The 21,627-nt window shown below is 42.8% G+C and carries 23 protein-coding genes and 3 tRNA genes; 12 read left to right on the top strand and 14 right to left on the bottom strand.

The annotated features are described in order from the left end of the window. Positions 1-289: 289 nt before the first annotated feature. Positions 290-1,228 carry a calcium/sodium antiporter gene (locus BW980_RS15340; RefSeq protein WP_076456047.1) on the bottom strand — a complete coding sequence of 313 codons (939 nt, stop codon included), beginning with the start codon at positions 1,226-1,228 and terminating at the stop codon, positions 290-292. Between the two features lie 557 nt (positions 1,229-1,785). Here BW980_RS15340 and BW980_RS15335 point away from each other — a divergent pair. After that, complete coding sequence (locus BW980_RS15335; protein ID WP_076456294.1) at positions 1,786-1,941, top strand: SsrA-binding protein; 156 nt, start codon at positions 1,786-1,788, stop codon at positions 1,939-1,941. On the opposite strand, the gene BW980_RS15330 is transcribed toward BW980_RS15335, so the two are convergent. Next, positions 1,935-2,447, bottom strand: a complete 513-nt coding sequence (locus BW980_RS15330; RefSeq protein ID WP_076456046.1) for an adenine phosphoribosyltransferase — start codon at positions 2,445-2,447, stop codon at positions 1,935-1,937. The genes BW980_RS15335 and BW980_RS15330 overlap by 7 nt on opposite strands. Before the next feature lie 130 nt (positions 2,448-2,577). Between BW980_RS15330 and BW980_RS15325 the strand changes: the two genes are divergently transcribed. From BW980_RS15325 to BW980_RS15315, 3 genes are all read left to right on the top strand, one after another. Beyond that, positions 2,578-2,651, top strand: a tRNA-Arg gene (locus BW980_RS15325). Between the two features lie 170 nt (positions 2,652-2,821). Beyond that, positions 2,822-3,382, top strand: coding sequence for a YeeE/YedE family protein (locus BW980_RS15320; RefSeq protein WP_076456045.1), 561 nt, complete (start codon positions 2,822-2,824; stop codon positions 3,380-3,382). Then, positions 3,382-3,795 (top strand): DUF6691 family protein, encoded by a 414-nt coding sequence (locus tag BW980_RS15315; protein ID WP_076456044.1) that lies wholly within the window; start codon positions 3,382-3,384, stop codon positions 3,793-3,795. The genes BW980_RS15320 and BW980_RS15315 overlap by 1 nt, the downstream gene beginning before the upstream one ends. 19 nt (positions 3,796-3,814) lie before the next feature. Here BW980_RS15315 and BW980_RS15310 read toward each other — a convergent pair whose 3' ends face one another. From BW980_RS15310 to BW980_RS15290, 5 genes are all read right to left on the bottom strand, one after another. Then, positions 3,815-4,090: an ATP-dependent Clp protease adaptor ClpS gene (locus BW980_RS15310; RefSeq protein ID WP_076456043.1), complete on the bottom strand. Its 276-nt coding sequence runs from the start codon at positions 4,088-4,090 to the stop codon at positions 3,815-3,817. A gap of 29 nt (positions 4,091-4,119) precedes the next feature. Continuing rightward, positions 4,120-4,956, bottom strand: coding sequence for a 50S ribosomal protein L11 methyltransferase (gene prmA, locus BW980_RS15305; protein ID WP_076456042.1), 837 nt, complete (start codon positions 4,954-4,956; stop codon positions 4,120-4,122). A 163-nt stretch (positions 4,957-5,119) separates the two neighbouring features. Next, positions 5,120-5,869, bottom strand: a complete 750-nt coding sequence (gene tpiA, locus BW980_RS15300; protein WP_076456041.1) for a triose-phosphate isomerase — start codon at positions 5,867-5,869, stop codon at positions 5,120-5,122. A gap of 52 nt (positions 5,870-5,921) precedes the next feature. Continuing rightward, complete coding sequence (locus BW980_RS15295; RefSeq protein WP_076456040.1) at positions 5,922-7,019, bottom strand: BT_3928 family protein; 1,098 nt, start codon at positions 7,017-7,019, stop codon at positions 5,922-5,924. Position 7,020: 1 nt separating this feature from the next. After that, positions 7,021-7,569 carry a DUF1599 domain-containing protein gene (locus BW980_RS15290; RefSeq protein WP_076456039.1) on the bottom strand — a complete coding sequence of 183 codons (549 nt, stop codon included), beginning with the start codon at positions 7,567-7,569 and terminating at the stop codon, positions 7,021-7,023. Positions 7,570-7,675: 106 nt separating this feature from the next. Here BW980_RS15290 and folP point away from each other — a divergent pair, with 106 nt between their 5' ends. After that, positions 7,676-8,503 carry a dihydropteroate synthase gene (gene folP, locus BW980_RS15285; protein ID WP_076456038.1) on the top strand — a complete coding sequence of 276 codons (828 nt, stop codon included), beginning with the start codon at positions 7,676-7,678 and terminating at the stop codon, positions 8,501-8,503. Between the two features lie 43 nt (positions 8,504-8,546). Beyond that, positions 8,547-9,335, top strand: a complete 789-nt coding sequence (gene cdaA, locus BW980_RS15280; RefSeq protein WP_076456037.1) for a diadenylate cyclase CdaA — start codon at positions 8,547-8,549, stop codon at positions 9,333-9,335. On the opposite strand, the gene BW980_RS15275 is transcribed toward cdaA, so the two are convergent. After that, a complete protein-coding gene (locus tag BW980_RS15275) occupies positions 9,336-11,102 on the bottom strand; it encodes an ABC transporter ATP-binding protein (RefSeq protein ID WP_076456036.1) in 1,767 nt (588 codons plus the stop codon). Continuing rightward, positions 11,095-11,847, bottom strand: a complete 753-nt coding sequence (gene truA / locus BW980_RS15270) for a tRNA pseudouridine(38-40) synthase TruA (protein WP_076456035.1) — start codon at positions 11,845-11,847, stop codon at positions 11,095-11,097. Before truA ends, BW980_RS15275 begins: the two co-directional genes overlap by 8 nt. A gap of 114 nt (positions 11,848-11,961) precedes the next feature. Here truA and BW980_RS15265 point away from each other — a divergent pair, with 114 nt between their 5' ends. Continuing rightward, positions 11,962-12,456 (top strand): metallophosphoesterase family protein, encoded by a 495-nt coding sequence (locus tag BW980_RS15265; protein WP_076456034.1) that lies wholly within the window; start codon positions 11,962-11,964, stop codon positions 12,454-12,456. 60 nt (positions 12,457-12,516) lie between these two features. Here the strand turns inward: BW980_RS15265 and BW980_RS15260 are convergent, their stop codons facing one another. Then, the gene (locus BW980_RS15260; protein WP_076456033.1) at positions 12,517-12,927 is read right to left on the bottom strand and encodes a DUF4293 domain-containing protein; all 411 of its coding nucleotides are present in this window, start codon (positions 12,925-12,927) and stop codon (positions 12,517-12,519) included. Positions 12,928-13,120: 193 nt separating this feature from the next. On the opposite strand from BW980_RS15260, the gene rho reads away from it, so the two are divergent. The 3 genes from rho (at position 13,121) to BW980_RS15245 (ending at position 16,552) form a co-directional block, all read left to right on the top strand. Further along, positions 13,121-14,794, top strand: a complete 1,674-nt coding sequence (gene rho / locus BW980_RS15255) for a transcription termination factor Rho (RefSeq protein WP_076456032.1) — start codon at positions 13,121-13,123, stop codon at positions 14,792-14,794. Between the two features lie 264 nt (positions 14,795-15,058). Continuing rightward, positions 15,059-15,823 carry a hypothetical protein gene (locus BW980_RS15250; protein ID WP_076456031.1) on the top strand — a complete coding sequence of 255 codons (765 nt, stop codon included), beginning with the start codon at positions 15,059-15,061 and terminating at the stop codon, positions 15,821-15,823. A 36-nt stretch (positions 15,824-15,859) separates the two neighbouring features. Continuing rightward, on the top strand, positions 15,860-16,552 hold the full coding sequence (locus BW980_RS15245) for a hypothetical protein (RefSeq protein ID WP_139327701.1): 693 nt from the start codon (positions 15,860-15,862) through the stop codon (positions 16,550-16,552). A 77-nt stretch (positions 16,553-16,629) separates the two neighbouring features. Here BW980_RS15245 and rpsT read toward each other — a convergent pair whose 3' ends face one another. The 4 genes from rpsT to proS all read right to left on the bottom strand — a co-directional run bounded on the left by rpsT (position 16,630) and on the right by proS (position 18,719). Further along, positions 16,630-16,881 carry a 30S ribosomal protein S20 gene (rpsT, locus tag BW980_RS15240; RefSeq protein ID WP_013994112.1) on the bottom strand — a complete coding sequence of 84 codons (252 nt, stop codon included), beginning with the start codon at positions 16,879-16,881 and terminating at the stop codon, positions 16,630-16,632. 62 nt (positions 16,882-16,943) lie between these two features. Then, positions 16,944-17,015: transfer RNA gene (locus tag BW980_RS15235), tRNA-Glu, on the bottom strand. An 86-nt stretch (positions 17,016-17,101) separates the two neighbouring features. After that, positions 17,102-17,173, bottom strand: a tRNA-Glu gene (locus BW980_RS15230). Between the two features lie 70 nt (positions 17,174-17,243). Next, a complete protein-coding gene (gene proS, locus BW980_RS15225) occupies positions 17,244-18,719 on the bottom strand; it encodes a proline--tRNA ligase (RefSeq protein ID WP_076456029.1) in 1,476 nt (491 codons plus the stop codon). A gap of 96 nt (positions 18,720-18,815) precedes the next feature. Between proS and BW980_RS22355 the strand changes: the two genes are divergently transcribed. Both BW980_RS22355 and BW980_RS15210 read left to right on the top strand, forming a co-directional pair. Continuing rightward, positions 18,816-20,027: a hypothetical protein gene (locus BW980_RS22355; RefSeq protein WP_139327700.1), complete on the top strand. Its 1,212-nt coding sequence runs from the start codon at positions 18,816-18,818 to the stop codon at positions 20,025-20,027. Between the two features lie 39 nt (positions 20,028-20,066). After that, entirely contained in the window at positions 20,067-21,584 is a 1,518-nt protein-coding gene (locus BW980_RS15210; protein ID WP_076456026.1) for an OmpP1/FadL family transporter, read from the top strand. Positions 21,585-21,627: the final 43 nt, after the last annotated feature.

The raw sequence follows: 21,627 nt of genomic DNA, 5'->3' as shown, positions 1-21,627 counted from the left end.
GCTCGAACCCATAGGTTCGAGCGTTTTTCTTTAAGCCTAGGTTACTATTTAGCTTCCTAGCAAGAATACACTACGCGAAAGCCCTCCTACAAGCCCAATCCCCCCCTTCTTTCTTTAATTTATACGATATACACCTTTCCTCTATATTCACCGACCAAGGCCGCCAAATCGGCTTAAAAGAAAACCAGGAAACACCAAAGAGCCGCCACCAACCAAACCTAAAAGTCGGCCCCGTCTAAACGAAGGAATAAAAAAATAGAAGATTACAAAAGTTCCGAACCGATGTGTCCTAGGCAACCGTCAAATACACAAAGACTACGTAACAGCTCAGAAGCACCAAACCATCGCGCCAACCCAAGCGTAGCCCCTTAGGAAAGAATACCAAGGGAAGAATCAGAAAGGAAATACCCAGCATCCAAAAAATATCGTTGCTTAACAAACGCTCATCGACCACTTTAATCGGGGTTATTATAGAAGTAATTCCCAAAACCGCCAATAAGTTAAAAATGTTCGACCCGATAAGATTACCCAAGGAAATAGCTTTTTCCTTCTTAATTACCGCAATTACGGAAGCAGCCAATTCAGGGATACTCGTCCCTATAGAAACCACGGTAACGGCAATGATCCGCTCACTTACACCAAATATCTTGGCCGTACCCACCGCACCGTTAATAAGGAGCTCAGAGCCACCCCAGAGTGCCGTACCCCCAAGCCCTAAAAAGAGGACCAACTTATACAAAGGCAAAGGCAAATCATCTTCAGGGGCCTCATCTTCCACAGCCTGTTTTTGAAAGCGGAGCAAATACACCAAAAACAGGAACAGGGCCACGACCATTATCCCTCCTTCATACTGCTGCAGCTCCCCGTCAAAGAAAAGGAAAAAAAAGAAGAGCAACGATGCGGCCATCATAACCGGCCAATCGGTAGTATAAAAGGTTCTTCGCACATCTATCGACCCCATAAGAACGGTAACGGCCAAAACCAAGCCCAGGTTCGCTATATTGGAACCCACCACATTTCCCAAAGCCAAGTCGGGAAACCCATCAAGAGCGGCCTTTATACTTACAATCAGTTCAGGTGCCGAGGTAGCAAAGGATACTACCGTCATACCGATAACAATTTTCGGAATACTCAATCTTAAAGAAAGGGCCACAGCCGATTTTAAAAGCCAATTACCACCTGCTATCAAAAGCATGAGGCCAAGAACAATAAAAATAAAATTCTGCATGTATCGGTTTCAGGGAATTAAAGCAAAGATATGCCAAGATTTTAATTAAACGGTGTCTTTGTTGGGCCTTAGCCACGAGAAAAAAATACACCTTGAAAATGAATAGCACCAAAAAGCATCATTTTCCGCGCAAAATTATGCTTAAAAAAGAAAATCGTCTTGAAAAAGCCCCTTAAAATGTTACTAATTTACACTACATAAACCATTTTTAACTTCAATAAATAACATAAATGAAGACAACATTTTCAAATTATAAATCGAATCCGTCTTTACACTTATAAAACCGTATTTAAATTGAATAATTCTCATGATTTCACTTGGAAACGAATATTTCTTTTAACTATCTTAATTAGGTAATCGATTATTATCAACTATCTATTAACCTAAAAAACCCCTATTTATGATTACTCTTGCAAAACTTCTATTATTACTCTTAGTATCGCTGATCACGATAGTATCGTAAGTTGAATCATATAGGCCTATACAACAAAAAAGACCGCTTAATGGCGGTCTTTTACTTTAAAATCAATAAGTTAGCGTTTCCAAAGAACCAAACCATGAAACAATCGTTTTTCAAGTTACTTGCCCAAGTAAACCGATTCCTTCTACCCTCCTTCTCTAAAAAGCAACTTGACCTTTCAAAAGCTTCAAAATTTCAGATGGCTTTGATCGGGTGGCGTTATTTCGTTACCATACGTGCCTTGGGTCAATAATTCAAAAGGGCTTTTACAGGGGTTTCTCCTAATTTGTCCCTTCCCTTTAAAAAATCGAGTTCGATCAAAAAATTACATTGAACGATTTCACCCCCCAAACGTTCGACCAAGTTACAGGTAGCCCTTGCCGTACCGCCGGTAGCGAGAACATCGTCGTGCACCAAGACCTTTTCACCCGCTAAGATCGCATCGCTGTGCATATCCAAGGTATCGGTTCCGTATTCCAAATCATAGGTTTGGCTAATTTTTTCCGATGGCAGTTTATTCGGTTTACGAACGGGAACAAAGCCCGCGTTTAATCGTTGGGCCAAAAGAGGCCCGAAGAAAAAGCCCCGGCTTTCCATACCTACTACCTTGTCTACACCATACACCCCCACCATTTCCACGAGTTTATCAAGCGTATACCGTATGGCCTTGGCATTTGCCAGCAGCGGTGTTATATCTTTAAAGACTACGCCCTGCCTCGGAAAATCATCAATATCCCTAATAAAGGTTTTTAAATCCATTTAATAAGTAACTTATATTTTGCCGTAAATGTAAAAAGAAATATATTTGCACCCCGTTAGGTAAAAAACTGGTTCAAACGAGTTTCTTTTTTGTTTCGGTTCGAAACACCCTAACAAAAGTACCTTAATTGGTCCTGTGGCGCAACTGGATAGCGCATCTGACTACGAATCAGAAGGTTACAAGTTCGAATCTTGTCAGGATCACTTCAAAACCCCTTGAAACCCCCGTTTCAAGGGGTTTTTTATTTCCGATTTCCTTTTTACCCTTTTTCCTAAAAACAAAATGCCCTTCATTTTTATTTCTAACATGTTTTGTAACTCCGATTACATTTCCCTAACCTCTTTCGCCCTACCTTTGCGTAAATTTTTTCTACATGGACAGCATACTTCAACCATGGCCTTGGTACGTTTCAGGGCCTTTGATTACTTTGGTAATGATCTTTCTGATTTATTTCGGGAAGACTTTTGGCATGTCATCAAATCTAAGGACCCTATGTACCATAGGGGGTGCCGGAAAGTATTCGGACTTCTTTAGGTTCGATTGGAAGGCCCAAAAATGGAACCTGACCGTTGTGCTAGGTGCGATTATCGGGGGTTTTATAGCCGTGAACTTTCTTTCCGACGGCTCGGCCATCGACCTTAACCCGGAAACCATCAAAGACTTACAGGAATTGGGCTTCAACAATGCAGGAAGCACATTGCTACCGGGAGAAATCTATGATTGGGACAACGCCCTATCGATCAAAGGCCTGGCCATATTGATCATTGCAGGTTTTCTAGTAGGCTTCGGCACACGCTATGCCGGCGGCTGTACTTCCGGACATGCCATTACCGGCCTGAGCAACCTACAACTGCCTTCATTGATAGCCGTAATCGGATTCTTTATAGGCGGACTTCTAATGACACACCTATTACTACCCTTAATCTTTGCATAATGAAATTTATAAAATTCTTATTCGTAGGTATATTCTTTGGTATCGTACTGGTCAAGTCCGAAGCCGTATCATGGTATCGCATATATGAAATGTTCAAATTTCAATCGTTTCACATGTATGGAATCATCGGGTCTGCCGTAGTACTCGGCATCATTTCCATTTGGGCCCTCAAAAAATTCAAGGTAAAAAGCATAGAGGGAAACGAAATAAAACTCATGCCCAAAGACAAGAGTTTTATCCGTTATATTTTGGGAGGTAGTATTTTTGGGTTAGGATGGGCGTTGGCAGGAGCTTGTCCCGGCCCCATGTACATTCTTATAGGAACCGGAGTCTACAGCATGCTTATAGTCATAGCAGCAGCCGTATTGGGTACTTTTGTATACGGATTGCTCAAGAACAAGCTACCGCACTGACCTTCTACCTTTATTTAAACTATACGATTTCTGCACTAAGGCCTGCTTCCAACAATTTGGTACAACGGGGCTCTAGGTCTTTATACTCGCCTGTTTTAACAGTACATTTACCCTTGTAGTGCACAATAAGCGAGCATTGCTCTGCCTGAACAGGCGTATGATCGCATACATCTACCAAGGTTTCTATGACATGGTCAAAAGTATTGACCTCATCATTGAAAAGGACAATTTCGTTTTGTTTTACTACTTCTTCCTCTAGCAGTAGTTCTTCCGATACTTTTTCTTTGAAACTCATAGTGATCAATTTAAAATAGTATACCTCTTCTAAAATACATATTTTACGGCAACCCAATTATTTTTTTGCAGATTTTTTTCAAACTTTAACCCTGCTTTTAGACAGGTTTCCGAAATCAAGGGAATATCCTCTTCATAGAATCCACTTAAGAAAAGGGCTCCGTTTTCCCGTAGATTTTGTGCATACACCGGTATATCGGCCAGCAGTATATTTCTATTGATATTGGCCAAGATAACATCGTATTTCCGCTCTCCCAACAACGACGAATCCCCTTCAAAAACCGAGATATGGCTACAGTTGTTCCGCTCCACATTTTCCTTGGCGTTCAAATAACACCAATTATCGATATCGATAGCATCTATATGTGCTGCCTTTTTCAGGGCCGCCAAGATAGCCAACACACCGGTTCCACTGCCCATATCAAGAACGTCCTTACCCTCGAAATCGTTTTCCAAAACAAATTGAAGCATCATATAGGTGGTCTCATGATGTCCCGTACCAAAGCTCATTTTGGGCTCTATCACAATATCGAAGGCTACATCCGGCTTTTCGTGAAAAGGCGCTCGCACCACACATTGGTCGGCCACTTGAATCGCTTCAAAATTTTTCTCCCAGGTCGCGTTCCAGTTCTCTTGTTCTATTTCCTTCATAGAAAAACCGACTTCAAAAATCGGATTGTTCAAGATTTCAAGTGTTTCCAAAATCTTCTCGTTCCAGTCTTCCTTTTGAATATAGGCCAAGACCCCTTCTTCATTCTCAACAAAACTTTCAAAGCCCGCTTCGCCCAGTTCGGCAATTAAAATATCGGAGCCGGGCTGCAAAGGGCTTACCGAAAAATTATATTCTATATATACAGTGTTCGACATCTTGTTGTCTCTTTATTTGTTGTTGGTCGTATTTACTGGTGTTCATTTACAAAAAAAACACCGCACACCCTCTTTTTACACAAGATCAATATTCAGTATGAAATGAACAACCCTTTCCGTTTTTGGGGAAAGGGTTTATAAAATCATCGGTTTTCTTAAAGACCTAAATCGCCTTGATTATAGCTACAAAATCATCGGCAACCAAAGAAGCGCCTCCGATAAGTCCACCATCAACATCCGGCTTTCCAAAAATCTCTACCGCATTGGCAGGTTTTACACTACCTCCGTACAAAATAGAAACATTGTTGGCAATTGAAGCATCATAGGCTTCGGTAATGGTCTTACGGATAAAGGCATGCATTTCTTGTGCTTGTTCAGGAGAAGCGGTCTCTCCGGTACCGATGGCCCAAACCGGTTCGTAAGCCAATACAATTTTCCCCCAATCGGAAGCTTCCAAAGAGAAAAGTGCATTTTTCAATTGACTTTCGACCACCTTGAAGTGGTTATCGGACTTTCTATCATCAAGCTCTTCACCGAAACAAAACATCACACGCATATTCTTTGCCAAAGCCGCCTTTACTTTTTTGGCCAATATTTCATCGGTTTCACCAAAATAGGCCCTTCTTTCAGAATGCCCTATAATCACGGTATCAATACCGATATTCAGCAACATGTCAGCAGAAATCTCTCCCGTATAGGCCCCACTTTCGGCAAAATGCATATTCTGTGCTATCACCTCTATAACGGATGAATCTAAAGTATGTACGGCAGCTGCCAAGTTAACAAAGGTAGGGGCTACCATAACCTCTGCTTGTGTATCGGGCAATTTGGCGGCCAATTCGGTCAACAACGCCTCTGTCTCTGCCAAGTTTTTATTCATTTTCCAGTTTCCTGCAACTATTTTGCTTCTCATTTCTATGTGTTTATGTTATATGCGTTCAATTTGAATTTAAAGGCTTCGCAAATTATTCAAAAACCAGTTCATCCAAATCATTATAATGTACTTTTTGTTCAATCGTCCCCTTATTAACGACCAACACCGCCGGGTTGGAGCGTACGATTGTCTTTAAGGCGGTCTCGTCGGTAAAATAAAACTCAAAATTCAACTTATGATCTTTGACCAATTTACCGGTCTGCCGATCGTTAGAGGCCGACATACCAATAACATGGTAGCCCTTCTTGATCGCCTTATCGGTCACTTTCTTTACTTCCGAATACATATCCTCATTGGTCTTTTTCAAATCGTAGGCCACAACCATGACCAACTTAGGTTCTTGCAATAAGGAATCAGCGTAATTAACGCCCGCTTGTTCTATGGTAAAATCATGGATCGGCGGCTCGTAACCGGCCTGTACCTCCGTAGTCTCAACATCAACAAAATCACCATCGACCTGCGGATAGTCACCTTGCGTAACGATTACCTTGTCTTCACCATTGACCTTAAAACGCCAGGCATAGTCATAAATAGGCTTAGGGGCATCTTCGGGCACCGTCATACCCTCAACAATATTGGCCCCGATCTTATAAGGTCTAAAATCGACGACCGGCAAGTGATTGAGTACATAATTACAGTACAAGCCACAGATGACTACCGACGTCAAGGTAACCACGCGTAAGGTATTGGCGCCAAAAATTGGTTTTATATATTTTCTACCTACGAAAAGAACCACGATAAGTACCAAAAGAACAATGTCTTTGGTAAACGATTCCCAAGGTGTCAGTTTAATGGCATCGCCAAAACAGCCGCAATCGGTAACCTTGTTGAAATAAGCCGAATAAAAGGTAAGAAAGGTAAAGCCGATAATCATAAGCAGTAAGCTCCATACCGTAAATTTCACCCTAAAACCCACCAAGAGCATAACCCCCAACAACACTTCAAAGATTACTACAAAAATAGAAATGGCCAAAGCATGTGGCTCAAAGAACGGAAGATCCAAAACCCCCTGACTAAAATATTCCTCCAACTTAAATGAGAAACCTACGGGATCGTTCAACTTGATAAAACCACTGATAATGAATAAGACACCAACAAGTATTCGGCAAAGGCCCACTATATATTTCATACTATCCTTTTGTATTTTCGTCGAGATGAATCATGGCAAAAACGGCATAATTGACCATATCTTGGTAATTGGCATCAATGCCTTCGCTCACCAAGGTTTCCCCCTTATTGTCCTCTATCTGCTTTACACGCAATAATTTTTGCAGAATAAGATCGGTCAAGGAGCTCACCCTCATATCGCGCCAAGCCTCACCATAATCATGGTTTTTGTTTTCCATCAAGGTTTTGGTAATGCCGGCATGCTTATCAAAAAGCGCCACCGCCTCTTCGGTAGTTAGATCGGGTTGGTCTACCACTCCCCTTTCCAATTGAATCAGGGCCATAATCGAATAGTTGATAATACCGATGAACTCTGAGCGCTCGCCTTCATCAACTTTGCGCACTTCATTTTCTTGAAGGCTTCGGATGCGCTGTGCCTTAATAAAAATCTGATCGGTCAAGGAAGGTAATCTTAAGATACGCCAAGCACTACCGTAATCTTTCATTTTCTTTTCAAAGAGGTCTCTACAGGTTTGAATTACCCCATCATATTGTTCGGAAGTCTTTTGCATGGCTATCCTTTCTAATTTGCGTAAATTTCACTCAAAATTTTGAATTGTTCAAAGTTCGTGTTTTAAACTTGGTTAATCAAGGGATACCGCTTCAACTTTATCATATATGACCCTAAATTGCAAAGGCCGCTTAATCGACCTCTCTAGCCCAAAAATAATGGGCATTCTAAACCATACACCCGATTCGTTTTACGATGGTGGAAAATATCGCGATGCGAAAGCCATTCTAAAACAGACTGAAAAGATGCTGAACGACGGTGCCACCTTCATCGACGTCGGCGGTTACAGTTCGCGCCCCGGGGCCGATTACGTAAGCGAAGAGGAGGAACTTAAACGCATGCTTCCGCTGACCCGACTCCTGTTAGACCACTTTCCTGAAATCATCTTATCGATAGACACGTTCAGGAGCAAGGTGGCATCAGCATGTCTCGATTCCGGTGCGGCCATCATAAATGACATCTCGGCAGGCAAGCTCGACCCCAACATGCTACAAACGGTAGCCGAGCGCCGCGCCCCCTACATCATGATGCACATGCGAGGCAATCCGCAAACCATGCAAGAACAAACGGCGTATGACAATCTTTTAGTCGATATCATCGCCTATTTTTCGGAACGAATTGCCGCTGCAAAAGCCTTGAGCATGATCGACCTTATTATCGACCCCGGTTTCGGTTTTGCCAAAACCCTATCTCAGAATTATGAAATCCTCCGGAAGCTGCCCCTTTTCCAGACCCTAGAACGCCCATTGTTAATAGGGATCAGCAGAAAGTCGATGATTTACAAAGCACTTGAAACCGATGCAAAGAACGCACTCAATGGCACAACCGCCCTTCATATGGCCTCATTATTGGCCGGTGCCAATATTTTAAGGGTTCATGACGTTAAAGAAGCCTATGAATGTGTTAAACTTGCAGAACGATTAAAACCTGAATAAAAATTTAAGGGATTTTGCTAATTTTACAAAAACACCTCCGATATTGGATTTTCTAGATTTTTTAGAATTTAAGGTTACCGACGTTCTCGATATTTTTCTGGTAGCGGTGCTGTTGTACTACATATACAAGTTGGTACGGGGCTCCGTGGCCATCAATATTTTTATTGGCATCGTAATCGTTTGGGGTTTTTGGAAACTCACCGAACTTCTCGGCATGGAAATGATCAGCAGTATGGTCGGTGCCTTTATGCAAGTAGGGTTGATTGCCTTGATCATCGTGTTCCAGCAAGAAATACGAAAATTTCTTTTGATGATCGGTTCGACCAATTTCGCCAACAAGCGAAACTTTATCAAACATTTTAAATTTTTACGCCAAGACGGTGCCAGCGTTAGCGTAGACGTCGATGCCATTCTTGCCGCATGCAAAAAAATGAGCTCTACCAAAACAGGGGCCTTGATTATTATAGAACGGAACAACTCCCTTGATTTCGTAAAATCGTCAGGAGACAAAATGTACCTAGAAGTCAACAAGCCCATTCTAGAGAGCATCTTTTACAAAAACAGTCCGCTCCACGATGGTGCCGCCGTCATTGAGAACAACTATATTGTAGCTACCCGGGTTATTCTACCCGTCTCGAACGAAAGAAACATTCCACTTCGTTTCGGTCTTCGCCATAGGGCCGCTGTCGGCATTACCGAAAAAACCGATGCCCTGGCCCTGGTTGTAAGTGAGGAGACCGGAAACATATCTTACATAAAGAATGGGAAATTCACCGATTACGGCAGTATAGACGAACTCATCGGAATCATTAAAGACGACCTGATAGAATAACTAGGCCACTTCTTCGGCAAGAAACTGGGCTTCATAAAGGTTTTTGTAGTATCCGCCTTTCTTCAGCAATTGTCTGTGCGTACCCGTTTCCACAATCTTACCCTCATCCATTACAATTATCTTATCGGCCTTTTTGATCGTAGCCAAACGGTGTGCAATAATGATCGAAGTCCTTCCCTCCGTTATTTTTTCCGTAGCTCTTTGTATCAATTGCTCAGAATAGGTATCTACCGAAGAGGTGGCCTCGTCCAAGACCAAAATACTGGGATTGCTTACATAGGCTCTCAAAAAGGCTATCAATTGACGTTGTCCGCTCGACAGCATAGTCCCCCTTTCCTTTACATTATAGTTATAACCACCTGGAAGACTGGTTATAAATTCGTCTACCCCGATTTGTTTGGCCGCCGCCATTATACGGTCAAGGCCGATCGACTCGTTCTTGAGCGATATATTATTCTCAATAGTATCCGCAAACAGGAACACATCTTGAAGTACAACGGCAATTTTCCCCCTTAAGGAAGCAAGACTAAAATCCTTTATATCGATCCCATCTATCCGGATCGTTCCGGAGTTGATCTCATAAAAGCGATTCAACAGGTTGATAATGGTCGATTTCCCGGCTCCCGTAGCCCCTACAATGGCCACTGTCTCCCCTACTTCGACCTCAAAGGAAATACCATGTAAAACTTCCTCATCCTCCAAATATCCGAAATGTACATTCTCAAACTTGATATTGCCGCGTACATCATCTTTGACAATGGTACCGACATCTTGAATATTGCTTTGGGTATCCAATATCTTGAACACCCTATTGGCCGCTACCATACCCATTTGTAGGGTATTGAACTTATCGGCGATTTGCCGCAACGGACGAAAAAGCATATCGATCAACAGAATAAAGGCGAACAAGGTACCGAGTTCTTCCTTGGAAAGATTGGATACATTTTGGAGCCCCCCGTACCAAACAATGAGTCCCACTGCAATAGACGAAACGATTTCCGCAATCGGAAAAAAGATGGAGTTGTACCAAACGGTCTTCAACCAAGCATTTTTATGTTTTTCGTTGATGACCCTAAATTTTTCACTTTCGATTTTTTCACGGGTAAAGAGCTGAACGATTTTCATACCCGTAATCCGCTCCTGCACAAAAGAATTGAGGTTGGAAACCTGTAATCTTACCTCGGCAAAAGCCACCTTCATAGCCTTCTGAAACAGACGTGTCGCATAAAGGATCAAGGGCAAGATGGCAAAAACTATGAGGGCCAGCCTCCAGTTCATTATCAGCATTACCACTGCGGCCACCAACATTTTCAACAAATCGGCTACGATTACAAAAAATCCTTGGCTAAAAATTTCACCGATCCGCTGCATATCGGCAACGGCACGGGTAACCAAGACCCCTAGGGAAGAGCTATCGAAATACTTCATCCGAAACCCCAACATATGTTTGAAAAGGTTGATCCGAATATCTTTGATAACCGATTCTCCCAGCCAGTTGGCATAATAGTTAAAGGCAAGTTGACAGCTTACTTGGCCGAGCAAGACAACGCCCATAGCAATGGTCAACCACATTAATTTTTCTTGATCGCCCACCTTAATGGCATCGTCGACAATCTTTTGTACGATAATCGGTGTCATTACCGCAAAGGCAGAAAGTAAAATAGCCGCAAGGGCCACCCCGTAAAAGGTCAACCGATAAGGTCGGGTATGCGCCAATAAGCGTCTGAACAACCGAATATCAAATGCTTTTCCCGAATTTTTATCCATGCTTTTTCGTAATCTTTTTGGGGTATAAAACAGAGGTCAAATATAGCCCTTTTGCCGGTACCGATGGGCCGGCATTACTTCTGTTCCTGCTATTTATGATTGATTTAACATCGCTTAGGTCGATTTTTCCCATCCCTACTTCCAAGAGCGTCCCCACGACCGCACGCACCATATTTCTCAAAAATCGATCAGCGGTTATGGTAAAGACGAGCCGGTCGCCCTTCATTTCCCAAACCGCTTTTTTAACATCGCACAAATAGGTTTTTACATCGGTATTCGATTTTGAAAAGCATTCAAAATCTTCAAACTGCAAGAGAAGTTCGGCAGCTCGGTTCATACGATCTATATCCAACCGATGTTTTACGTAGTACGCAAAGTCGGTATAAAAGGGGTTCTTCCCCTGCACCACCCAATACTCATAGGTTCGTTCCTCGGCATCAAAACGCGCATGTGCCTCGGCAGGCACCTTAAAAACATCGTGTACGGCAATGGCTTCGGGAAGAAAAGCGTTCAACCGATATACCAACCGTTGTAGATCGGCAATCCCCTCAACGTCAAAATGGGCATACATTTGTTTGGCGTGCACCCCAGCATCGGTCCTTCCGGCACCGACCAAGGCCACAGGCTCTCGCAACAGGGTAGAAAATGCTTTTTCAAGAACTTCTTGCACCGTTATGGCGTTCGGTTGGTTTTGCCAACCGTGATAGTCCCTGCCCAAGTATGAAAATTCAACGAAATATCTCAACCGAAACCTTTAATTTTGTGAGCCTCAAAGATACTTTTCTTTGACCAAACAGAACAATGCCACTAAAAATATTGACAAGGCCGAAGTCCTATCACCTAATTTTCACGAGACCACATGACCAAAATTCTATTGCTTTCCGACACGCATTCACATATTGACGACACCATTTTAAAATATGCCCGTCAAGCGGATGAAATATGGCACGCAGGCGATATCGGTAGTTTAAAGGTAACCGACACCTTGCGGAGCATTAAACCGCTAAGGGCCGTTTACGGAAATATTGACGACCACATCATTCAAAAGGAATTTCCGTTGAACGACCGTTTTTTCTGCGAAGGTGTAGAGGTGCTTATGACCCATATCGGCGGTTACCCCCCGAAATACAACGGCAGGACCCGCGACATCATCAAGGCCAAGCCTCCCAAGCTGTTCATTTGCGGGCATTCGCACATCCTTAAGGTTATGATGGACCAAAAGCTTGGCGTACTCCATATGAACCCAGGCGCCTGTGGCAAACACGGCTTTCACCAGGTTCGCACCATGTTACGGTTTGTTATTGATGGAACGGATATAAAGGACCTAGAAGTAGTAGAACTCGGAAAACGATAAATAAAAAAAACCCGGTAACTACTCCGGGTTTTACGCACTAATACTACTAAGATGTTAGGTTTATCGTAGACGATCAACAGATTTTACAAGATCCTCATCCTTCTTGATGGCCCTATTGGCAAGAACCAGAAAAACGATAGAAATAATAGGAATCAGCATCCCAATACCCTTCTCCGAGACCGAAATCTCTCCGGATAAATTTAGCGACCGGTAAACGAAAAATCCTAGTAAAAAAAGATTCAATATCATGTTCAATCTGTTCATCACAAATTGATTTTTCCTGTTTTTGAACATCACTATGGCAATAAGCGCCAATAATGATGAAATATAAAATGTAAGCGAAATAAAGATTTCATGGCTCGCAAAAATCTCGTTTCCTTCCGCATCAGACCAGAGATTCACCCAGAACGGCAGTACTCCCGCTACTAATACAACTATGAGCAAATAAACTGTTTGTATTCTTTGAATCATTGCCTAAACTCCATTTTACTCCACAAAAATACACGTCTTTTTGAAAAAAATCGATGTCACAAGCAAAATAATTCGTAATATTGTGAGATTATTAGTTATTACACTTACCTATTGGGAAATCTTTCCCTCGTAATACTCAGATAACAATTCACTTCTTATCAATACAAGAGACGTATAATTTATATCCTACTTAATGTTTGAAATTTCAGATTTAAAAGCAAAAAAACTGCCTGAATTGCAGGAAATTGCCAAAGGCCTTAACGTGCCAAAGTTCAAAACCCTAAAAAAGTTGGACCTTGTTTATCAAATCTTAGATGTACAAGCAGCCAATCCTAAAGTTGTAGCAGAAGTAACCGCTACAAAAACAGAGGAAAAACCCAAACCTAGAGCACGTAAACCAAGAACGGCAACCGAGACCAAAAAACCGACAACCAAAGCTTCCGCTCCCGAGAAAAAGGAAAAAGTAGAAGCCCCGGAAAAATCGGAAACTCCGGAAGGGACACCAGCGGCACCAGCGGCAAAGGCAACACCTACCGAAGTCAAAAAACCTCGCCCAAGACCGGTAAAGACCAATTCCGGCCCTGCAAAAAGGGAAGCCAAGGGCAACCCACAGCACAAGAATCAAAATACCCCCAGCGGTAACTCCAACAACCCCAATAACAACAAGAACCAACGTCACCAAAAAACGACCTATGACAAAAGCAATTTTGACAAGGATCTAAAAAACAGGTACAAAGAGCCCGAGTTTGAATTTGACAGCATCATAGAAAGCGAAGGCGTTCTAGATATCATGCAAGACGGTTACGGGTTTTTACGCTCTTCAGATTACAATTACCTATCATCTCCCGATGATATCTATGTATCACAATCACAGATCAGGTTATTCGGACTTAAAACAGGGGATACCGTTTTAGGAAACGTAAGACCTCCTAAAGAAGGTGAAAAATATTTCCCTTTGATCAAAGTCAATAAAATTAACGGAATCGACCCCCAAGTGGTGAGAGACCGGGTATCTTTCGAGCATTTGACCCCACTTTTCCCCCAAGAAAAATTCAACTTGGCGGACAGACAAAGTAATATCTCTACCAGAATCATAGATTTATTCTCCCCTATCGGAAAGGGACAAAGAGGTATGATCGTATCCCAACCAAAAACGGGTAAGACCATGCTATTGAAAGCGATTGCCAATGCAATTGCCGCCAACCACCCAGAGGTATACCAAATCATCTTGCTGATAGACGAACGTCCTGAAGAGGTTACCGACATGCAACGTAACGTACGTGGCGAAGTCGTTGCCTCTACTTTTGACAAAGAGGCTACCGAACATGTGCGCGTAGCGAACATTGTTCTGGAAAAAGCGAAGCGTCTAGTAGAATGCGGCCATGATGTCGTTATTCTTTTAGACTCCATTACCCGTCTGGCCAGGGCCTACAACACGGTACAACCTGCTTCCGGTAAAGTATTGAGTGGTGGTGTAGACGCCAATGCCCTTCACAAGCCCAAACGTTTCTTTGGAGCTGCCCGAAACATTGAAAACGGCGGTTCACTCTCTATCATCGCGACCGCCCTTACGGAGACCGGTTCAAAAATGGACGAGGTGATTTTTGAAGAATTCAAAGGAACAGGTAACATGGAACTTCAATTGGATCGTAAGATTTCAAACAGAAGGATTTTCCCCGCTATCGACCTTACCTCTTCAAGTACAAGACGCGACGACCTGTTATTGGACGAAAGCACTATTCAGCGCATGTGGATCCTAAGAAAATACTTGGCGGATATGAATCCTGTCGAAGCCATGGAATTCATTGAGCAACGCATCAAACAGACCAAAAACAATGAAGAGTTTTTGCTGACTATGAATCAATAAGTTTTTATTGATTTAAGTAAGATATCAAATTTACAGCATCCCGAATTCCAGTCTACAATCTGGTGTTCGGGATTTTTTTTGATTACCCGCCTTTCCCTTAAAACAAAGCGGAAATTACTACTTTTCCCACCTATTTATAGTTCAAAGATTACGGAATTCCATAAATGAAGATTCAATTATCCGTTTTTTCGGATATCTTTATAGCACAAAAATTTTCTTCCCCCGAATTTTATGTAAAAAAGTAGAACTTAAAAAACTTACATTATGAAAAATTCAAAACAAACTGCGCTTACCTGCGCCACATTCCTTCTTTTCTTGATTTTTACGGGATGCCGGCTAGACGAAAAAGCACAACCCTGCCCCGATTGTCCTTGTGAGACCGTTTTAAACGACAATTACAACAACGGAATCATTCTTCCCACCAAAGCCCACAAGCTCTATGAAAACTACAAAAGCAGACGCGTAGGCCTCATAGAAAACTACGAACGGGCTATGGAAGAAAAAGACAAAGACCCCAAAAAGCCTTCCAAAGAGAAAGCACAGGCACAACATGCCGCAACGGAAAGCAGCAGCGACGATTCCAAACCCGGAAAGTTCAAAGCGGCCCGTTACGTATCTTACGATTACAAAGACATTAAAGCATACTTGGCCTACATCGAGAACGAAGCCAAACTCTCAGGTGAAGAATTGACCACGCTAAGGTTCTATTTTGCCAATTATGCGGATGAAAAAAAATACAATGATGGCAAACCCGTAGTACACCCCAAACAAAATACGATCATAATGTCACCTACCATCAACAAAAATGGAGGCGACCATATGTTCTTTACCATTGACGGCACCGACGGCAAACGGGAAGTGGTACTTTTAGACGACGAATTCAACCCTATAGGACCACGAAAGAGCACAGGGCAAACACCTAATACAAAAAATGAAGCTTCATTTTTACCCGGTTTTTTCTCCGCTTCAAGCGCACCTTTCTACGCAGAGCGAAGTACCACCAAAAATGAAGGCCACTCTCAACCATAAACCCACACATACATTCTTAAATAAAAAACTTACCCTTTGGTAGATTTCGATTTTATTTTACTGAACTCGCTCATCCCCATGTACGCAGTTACTGTGGGCTTGGCATTGCTTAAGTATCCCAAATATTACGAATCAAAGCTTACGTATCTGCCTATTATTTTCATTTACACCTTGCTAAATGAATTATTAGGATACCTAATAAACAATTACCAAGACGAGTTCAGTTTAATTTCAATCGAGACCTATCGCAATTACAATTGGTTTATATACAACACCTACATGTTGGTATTTTACCTATATTTCTATTATATATTCAGGTTCTATATCGATGACCCAAAACACAAAAGGAATATATATTATGGAGGTATTTTCTTTTTAGTTGTCTGCTTGATAAATGCATTCGTCGACAACTTCAGTAAATTGCCGCAAGTATACGCCTATGTTTTCGGGGGAATTATACTCGTTTACAGTACTTTAATGTATTTAAGAAAGTTTTTCTCCATCGATTTACTTTTTAAAACAAAGGAGAACCTTTTATTTTGGTTAAGCAGCGGACTTTTCATTTTTTACGCTGGCTACCTTCCTATCAAAGTCATAAGGTATATCCATACCATTCACGAAACACCGACCCCACCAATCATCAGAAGGATCCATTGGTCGTTGATCATTATAAGCTATCTATTCTTTGTTATCGGTTTTTTAAGAATGAAACGGAGGATGCCCAAATAGAACAAAGGCGATACATAGAAACAAAAAAGCCCTGTCGTAAAGTTTACGACAGGGCTTTTTTTAATAACTTTTAAATCTTACAAAGCAGCTACGTGCTTGGCCAATTTACTTTTTAAGTTAGCCGCTTTGTTATCATGAATGATATTGCGCTTCGCCAATCTATCGATCATACTAACAACGCTAGGCAACAAAGCTTCAGCTTCCTTCTTACTTTCTTCACCACGCAATTTTTTGATTGCGTTACGTGTAGTTTTGTGCTGATAGCGATTACGAAGACGTACTGCTTCGTTTCTTCTGATTCTTTTTAATGCTGACTTGTGATTTGCCATCTTTTTCTAACTTGTTATAATTTTTTAAAATTCCTCTTCCCCAATCCTCATCGAACCTTTTGTAGCCCGTAGGGGAATCGAACCCCTGTTACCAGGATGAAAACCTGGCGTCCTAACCCCTAGACGAACGGGCCAATACATACTCTCTAAATAAGCTCCTGAACTTTAGACTTTACAAACCCTTATTTAGGGGTTTTACCTATCGTTCATTTGCATTTTGTAGCCCGTAGGGGAATCGAACCCCTGTTACCAGGATGAAAACCTGGCGTCCTAACCCCTAGACGAACGGGCCATTGCCTTACGCAATTGCGGATGCAAAAATACAATTATTTTTAACTAACGCAATAGCTAACATAATTTTTTTAATATGCTTTAGCAAAAAGTACTCTTTTTGATGATAATTTTCCCGTCACCATGCACTTTCCCTCCTTGTTTTCAGTACCTAAGGGGATACATCTAATAGTTGCCTTGGTCTCTTCTTTTATTTTCTCCTCGGTTTCCTTGGTTCCGTCCCAATGCGCGGAAATAAATCCTCCTTTTTCTTCCAAGACCTTCTTAAACTCCTCGTAGGTATCGACTTCGGTAATATTATCTTCCCTAAAGGAATGTGCTTTTTGATATATGTTCTTTTGAATATCCTCTAAGAGAAATTCAATTTTAGCTACAACATCGTCCATAGGAACAATCTCTTTCGTCAACGTATCCCTTCGGGCCACCTCGTAGGTACCGTTCTCTAGATCACGCTTCCCTATGGCCAAACGAATCGGAACCCCTTTCAATTCATATTCGTTGAATTTAAAGCCAGGCTTATGGGTATCCCTATTATCGAATTTTACCGAAATACCTTTGGCCCTTAATTCTTTTACCAAGGGAGCGACCTTTTCAGAAATGGCGTCCAATTGTTCCATTCCCTTGTAAATAGGAACGATAACCACTTGTATAGGAGCCAATTTTGGAGGCAAGACCAAACCGTTATCATCACTATGGCTCATGATCAAGGCCCCTACCAATCTGGTTGAAACTCCCCAAGAAGTAGCCCAAACATGTTCTTGCTTCCCTTCCTTATTCGCGAACTTAACATCGAAGGCCTTGGCAAAATTCTGTCCCAAAAAGTGAGAGGTACCGGCCTGCAGTGCCTTTCCGTCCTGCATCAAAGCCTCGATACAGTAGGTCTCTATGGCTCCCGCAAAACGCTCGCTTTCCGTTTTCACCCCTTGAATGACCGGCACGGCCATATGTTCTTCGGCAAATTCGGCATAGACCCGCATCATTTTTTCGGCCTCCTCTATTGCTTCGGCTTCGGTAGCGTGCGCAGTATGCCCTTCTTGCCATAAAAATTCGGCAGTTCTAAGAAACAAACGCGTACGCATTTCCCAACGTACCACATTGGCCCACTGGTTGATCAACAAGGGAAGGTCTCGATACGATTGTATCCATCGCCTATACGTATCCCAAATAATGGTTTCAGAGGTAGGCCTTACAATAAGCTCTTCTTCCAATTTGGCATCGGGATCCACTATAATACCGCTACCGTCCTCGGCATTCTTCAAGCGGTAGTGGGTCACTACGGCGCATTCTTTGGCAAAACCTTCAACGTGGCTCGCCTCCTTACTCAAGTACGATTTGGGTATGAACAGCGGAAAATAAGCATTTTCATGCCCCGTCTCCTTGAACATCTTATCAAGAGCGGCCTGCATCTTCTCCCAAATGGCAAAACCGTAAGGTTTGATTACCATACAACCACGAACACCTGAATTTTCGGCCAAGTCGGCCTTCACTACGAGCTCGTTATACCATTTGGAATAATCCTCGCTGCGCTTTGTCAAATTCTTACCCATTATATTTAGTTTGGCACAAAACTTGTGCTTATGTTAGCAAAATAATTGGGTAAAACTACTTATTTTTACTATGTTCAACAATAAAAAATTGCACCCATGATACATTTACCATCCCGCAGTAAAATCCATCACATTGCACTTTGCACCGTAATCGGCATTGTTGCAGCATCTTGCGGGTCGTACCAATCGGCCTCGTACTATGACAACGACGGAATTTATTCCAGCGACACCCAAGTCAGTGTAGAGCGCCGATCTAGGCCTCAACAGCAACAAGAACAGAATGAGGACAATGTGTATTCCGAATATTTCGGGCAGCAAGCCGACCAATTCGATCAAATGCTCGAAGGTGAAATTTTCACCGACATCGACTCTTATTCCAGTGAATCGGCCCAAGACAGTGTTTCGCAAGGCCAGTTGACCGATTATTACAAAAACGACAATGATTATGCAGGTTATGCAGGATGGGGTGACAATGCGACCAGTGTAAACATCAACATTTACGACAGCGGATGGGGTTACGCCGGATACGGATGGGCTTCGCCATGGATCGGATGGGGGGGCTACTATGGCTATGGTGGTTATTACAACCCTTGGAGATACCGATACAGTCCTTGGGGATGGGGAGGTTACGGATATGGATACGGCGGATTCTACGGTGGCTACTACGGTTACCGATGGGGCGGCTATGGCACTTGGTGTCCTCCTTACGGATACTACAGTGGATACAACAATTATTCGTACAGAAACCGACACTACGCATATAACCGCGGCAGAAGAGGTTACTACAGCAATACCAATGCCATTTCAGGAAACAGTTCAAGATATACAAGAACCGCGGCGACAAGCCGTAGTAGCAGGGCCACACCTAGATACTCCGCCAATGGTTCGTCTAGCAGAACAAGCAGAAGCTCGGCAACGGGCACTTCTAGAAGCTATAGCAGCAGCCGATCCTCAGCAGCTTCAAGAAGAAGCGTAGGTGTCGACCAAAACCGTTCGTACAGAACGAGCCGAAGCACCAGGGCCACCCCTACGTACAATTCTTCATCTAGAAGCAGTACCTACAGACGCAGCACCTCTTCCACACCCCGTACCTCTACCTATAGGAGTTCGGGCACAAGATCGAGCAGTGGCAGCACCTACAAGCGCAGCTCAACGCCCAGAACCAGCACGTACAGGTCGTCAGGCTCAAGTAGAAGCAGCTCGAGCAGCGGAACCTACAGAAGCTCTAGCAGCTCTTCAAGAAGTTCAGGAAGTACAAGATCTTCTTCCGGATCAAGCTCTAGATCATCTTCAAGTCGTAGAAACTAAGTCCAAAATCAGAATAAACTTACTCTAAATTTGCTAGGAATGAGAAAATACATAACATTCATAGGGCTGTTGGCATGTGTTGTCGCAAGCGCCCAAAACATTGACGACGTCTTACGTTACAGTTCCGAAAACATTCAGGGCTCGGCCCGATTTCAGGCTATGGGAGGCGCATTTGGATCTCTGGGAGGCGATTTATCGGCCCTCAACATCAATCCCGCAGGTAGCGCCGTGTTCAACAACGGCCTATTCTCCGTATCGGGAACGAATTATTCCAATAAAATCGATTCCGATCTTAACGGTAGCCTAAATTCAACATCTTCCAACAATTTCGACATCAACCAAATCGGTGGGGCTTTTGTATTCAAGTCTACCGATGCCGACAGCCCATGGAAAAAACTGACTTTGGCGCTTAACTATGACTTGGTTCAAAATTTTGATTCCCGTTCGGTTACCCAGGGAAGAAGCAACCAAGGTGTAGATAATTACTTTTTAGATTTTGCCGAAGGTATCGAATTGGACCCCCTAAAGTTAAAAGCAAACGAAACCCTCGGTGATGCCTATTTAGCCATAGGCGCCACGAACGGACTCAACTTTGCCGGCCAACAGGCATTTTTAGGTTTTCAGGCAGGTATTATCGACCCGGTTTCCGATACCGAGGACAACACCAGCTATTTTTCAAATGCCGATTACGACGATGTCAACCACGATTTCCGTCAAGATATCACAGGATACAACAGCAAGTTCACCATAAACGGGGCAACACAATACGGACAGAACCTTTACTTTGGTGCGTCATTGAACTTTCACACCCTCCGTTACGAAAGACTGAACAGGTATAGCGAAACTTTCAATGAAAGAGGAAGTGGCACAGCTAGGTACATCGATTTTGACAACCTCCTCATAACCGAAGGTTCCGGCTTTTCCCTAAGTTTGGGTGCTATTGCCAAAGTCAACGATTTCCTACGGGTGGGAGCCAGTTATCAATCCCCTACTTGGTATCGCCTAACGGATAATTTCTCTCAGGGAATAGATTCAAATTTCCCCAATAAAGAGAGCAGTTTTCAATTTTTCAACCTGAATTACATCAACATATTCGATTATCAGATCAAGACTCCCGGAAAACTTACCGGAAGTATTTCCGCCGTATTTGGTAAAAGCGGACTTATAAGCTTTGATTACGGATACCAAGATATGTCTAACGCCCAACTAAGACCTACCAGCGACGCAGGTTTCGCCAATGAGAACACTTATATTTCGGAAACCTTGGGTGCCGTTTCAACCATTAGGGTCGGTGGAGAATACCGAATTCAACGCGTAAGCCTTAGGGCCGGATACCGCTATGAGCAAAGCCCTTACGAAAGTGGTGACATCATAGGCGACCTTACAGGAATCTCTGGAGGCATTGGATACAGCTTTAGAAGAAGCCGATTAGATTTGGCCGTAAGCCGAAGCGAACAAGATAGGTTACAGTACTTTTTCGATACCGGAATCAATACCGCCGCATTGTTAAACAACGTAAATACAAACGTTACCTTGGGCTATACCCTAAATTTCTAAGGAAAGTATTACTATATCGATTTGAAAGTCCGGCCGATGTCGG

The sequence above is a fragment of the Zobellia uliginosa genome, from assembly GCF_900156625.1.
Classification (GTDB): domain Bacteria; phylum Bacteroidota; class Bacteroidia; order Flavobacteriales; family Flavobacteriaceae; genus Zobellia; species Zobellia uliginosa.
Note: the sequence above shows the minus strand (reverse complement) of the source record. Positions and strands in the feature narration are given on the sequence as shown.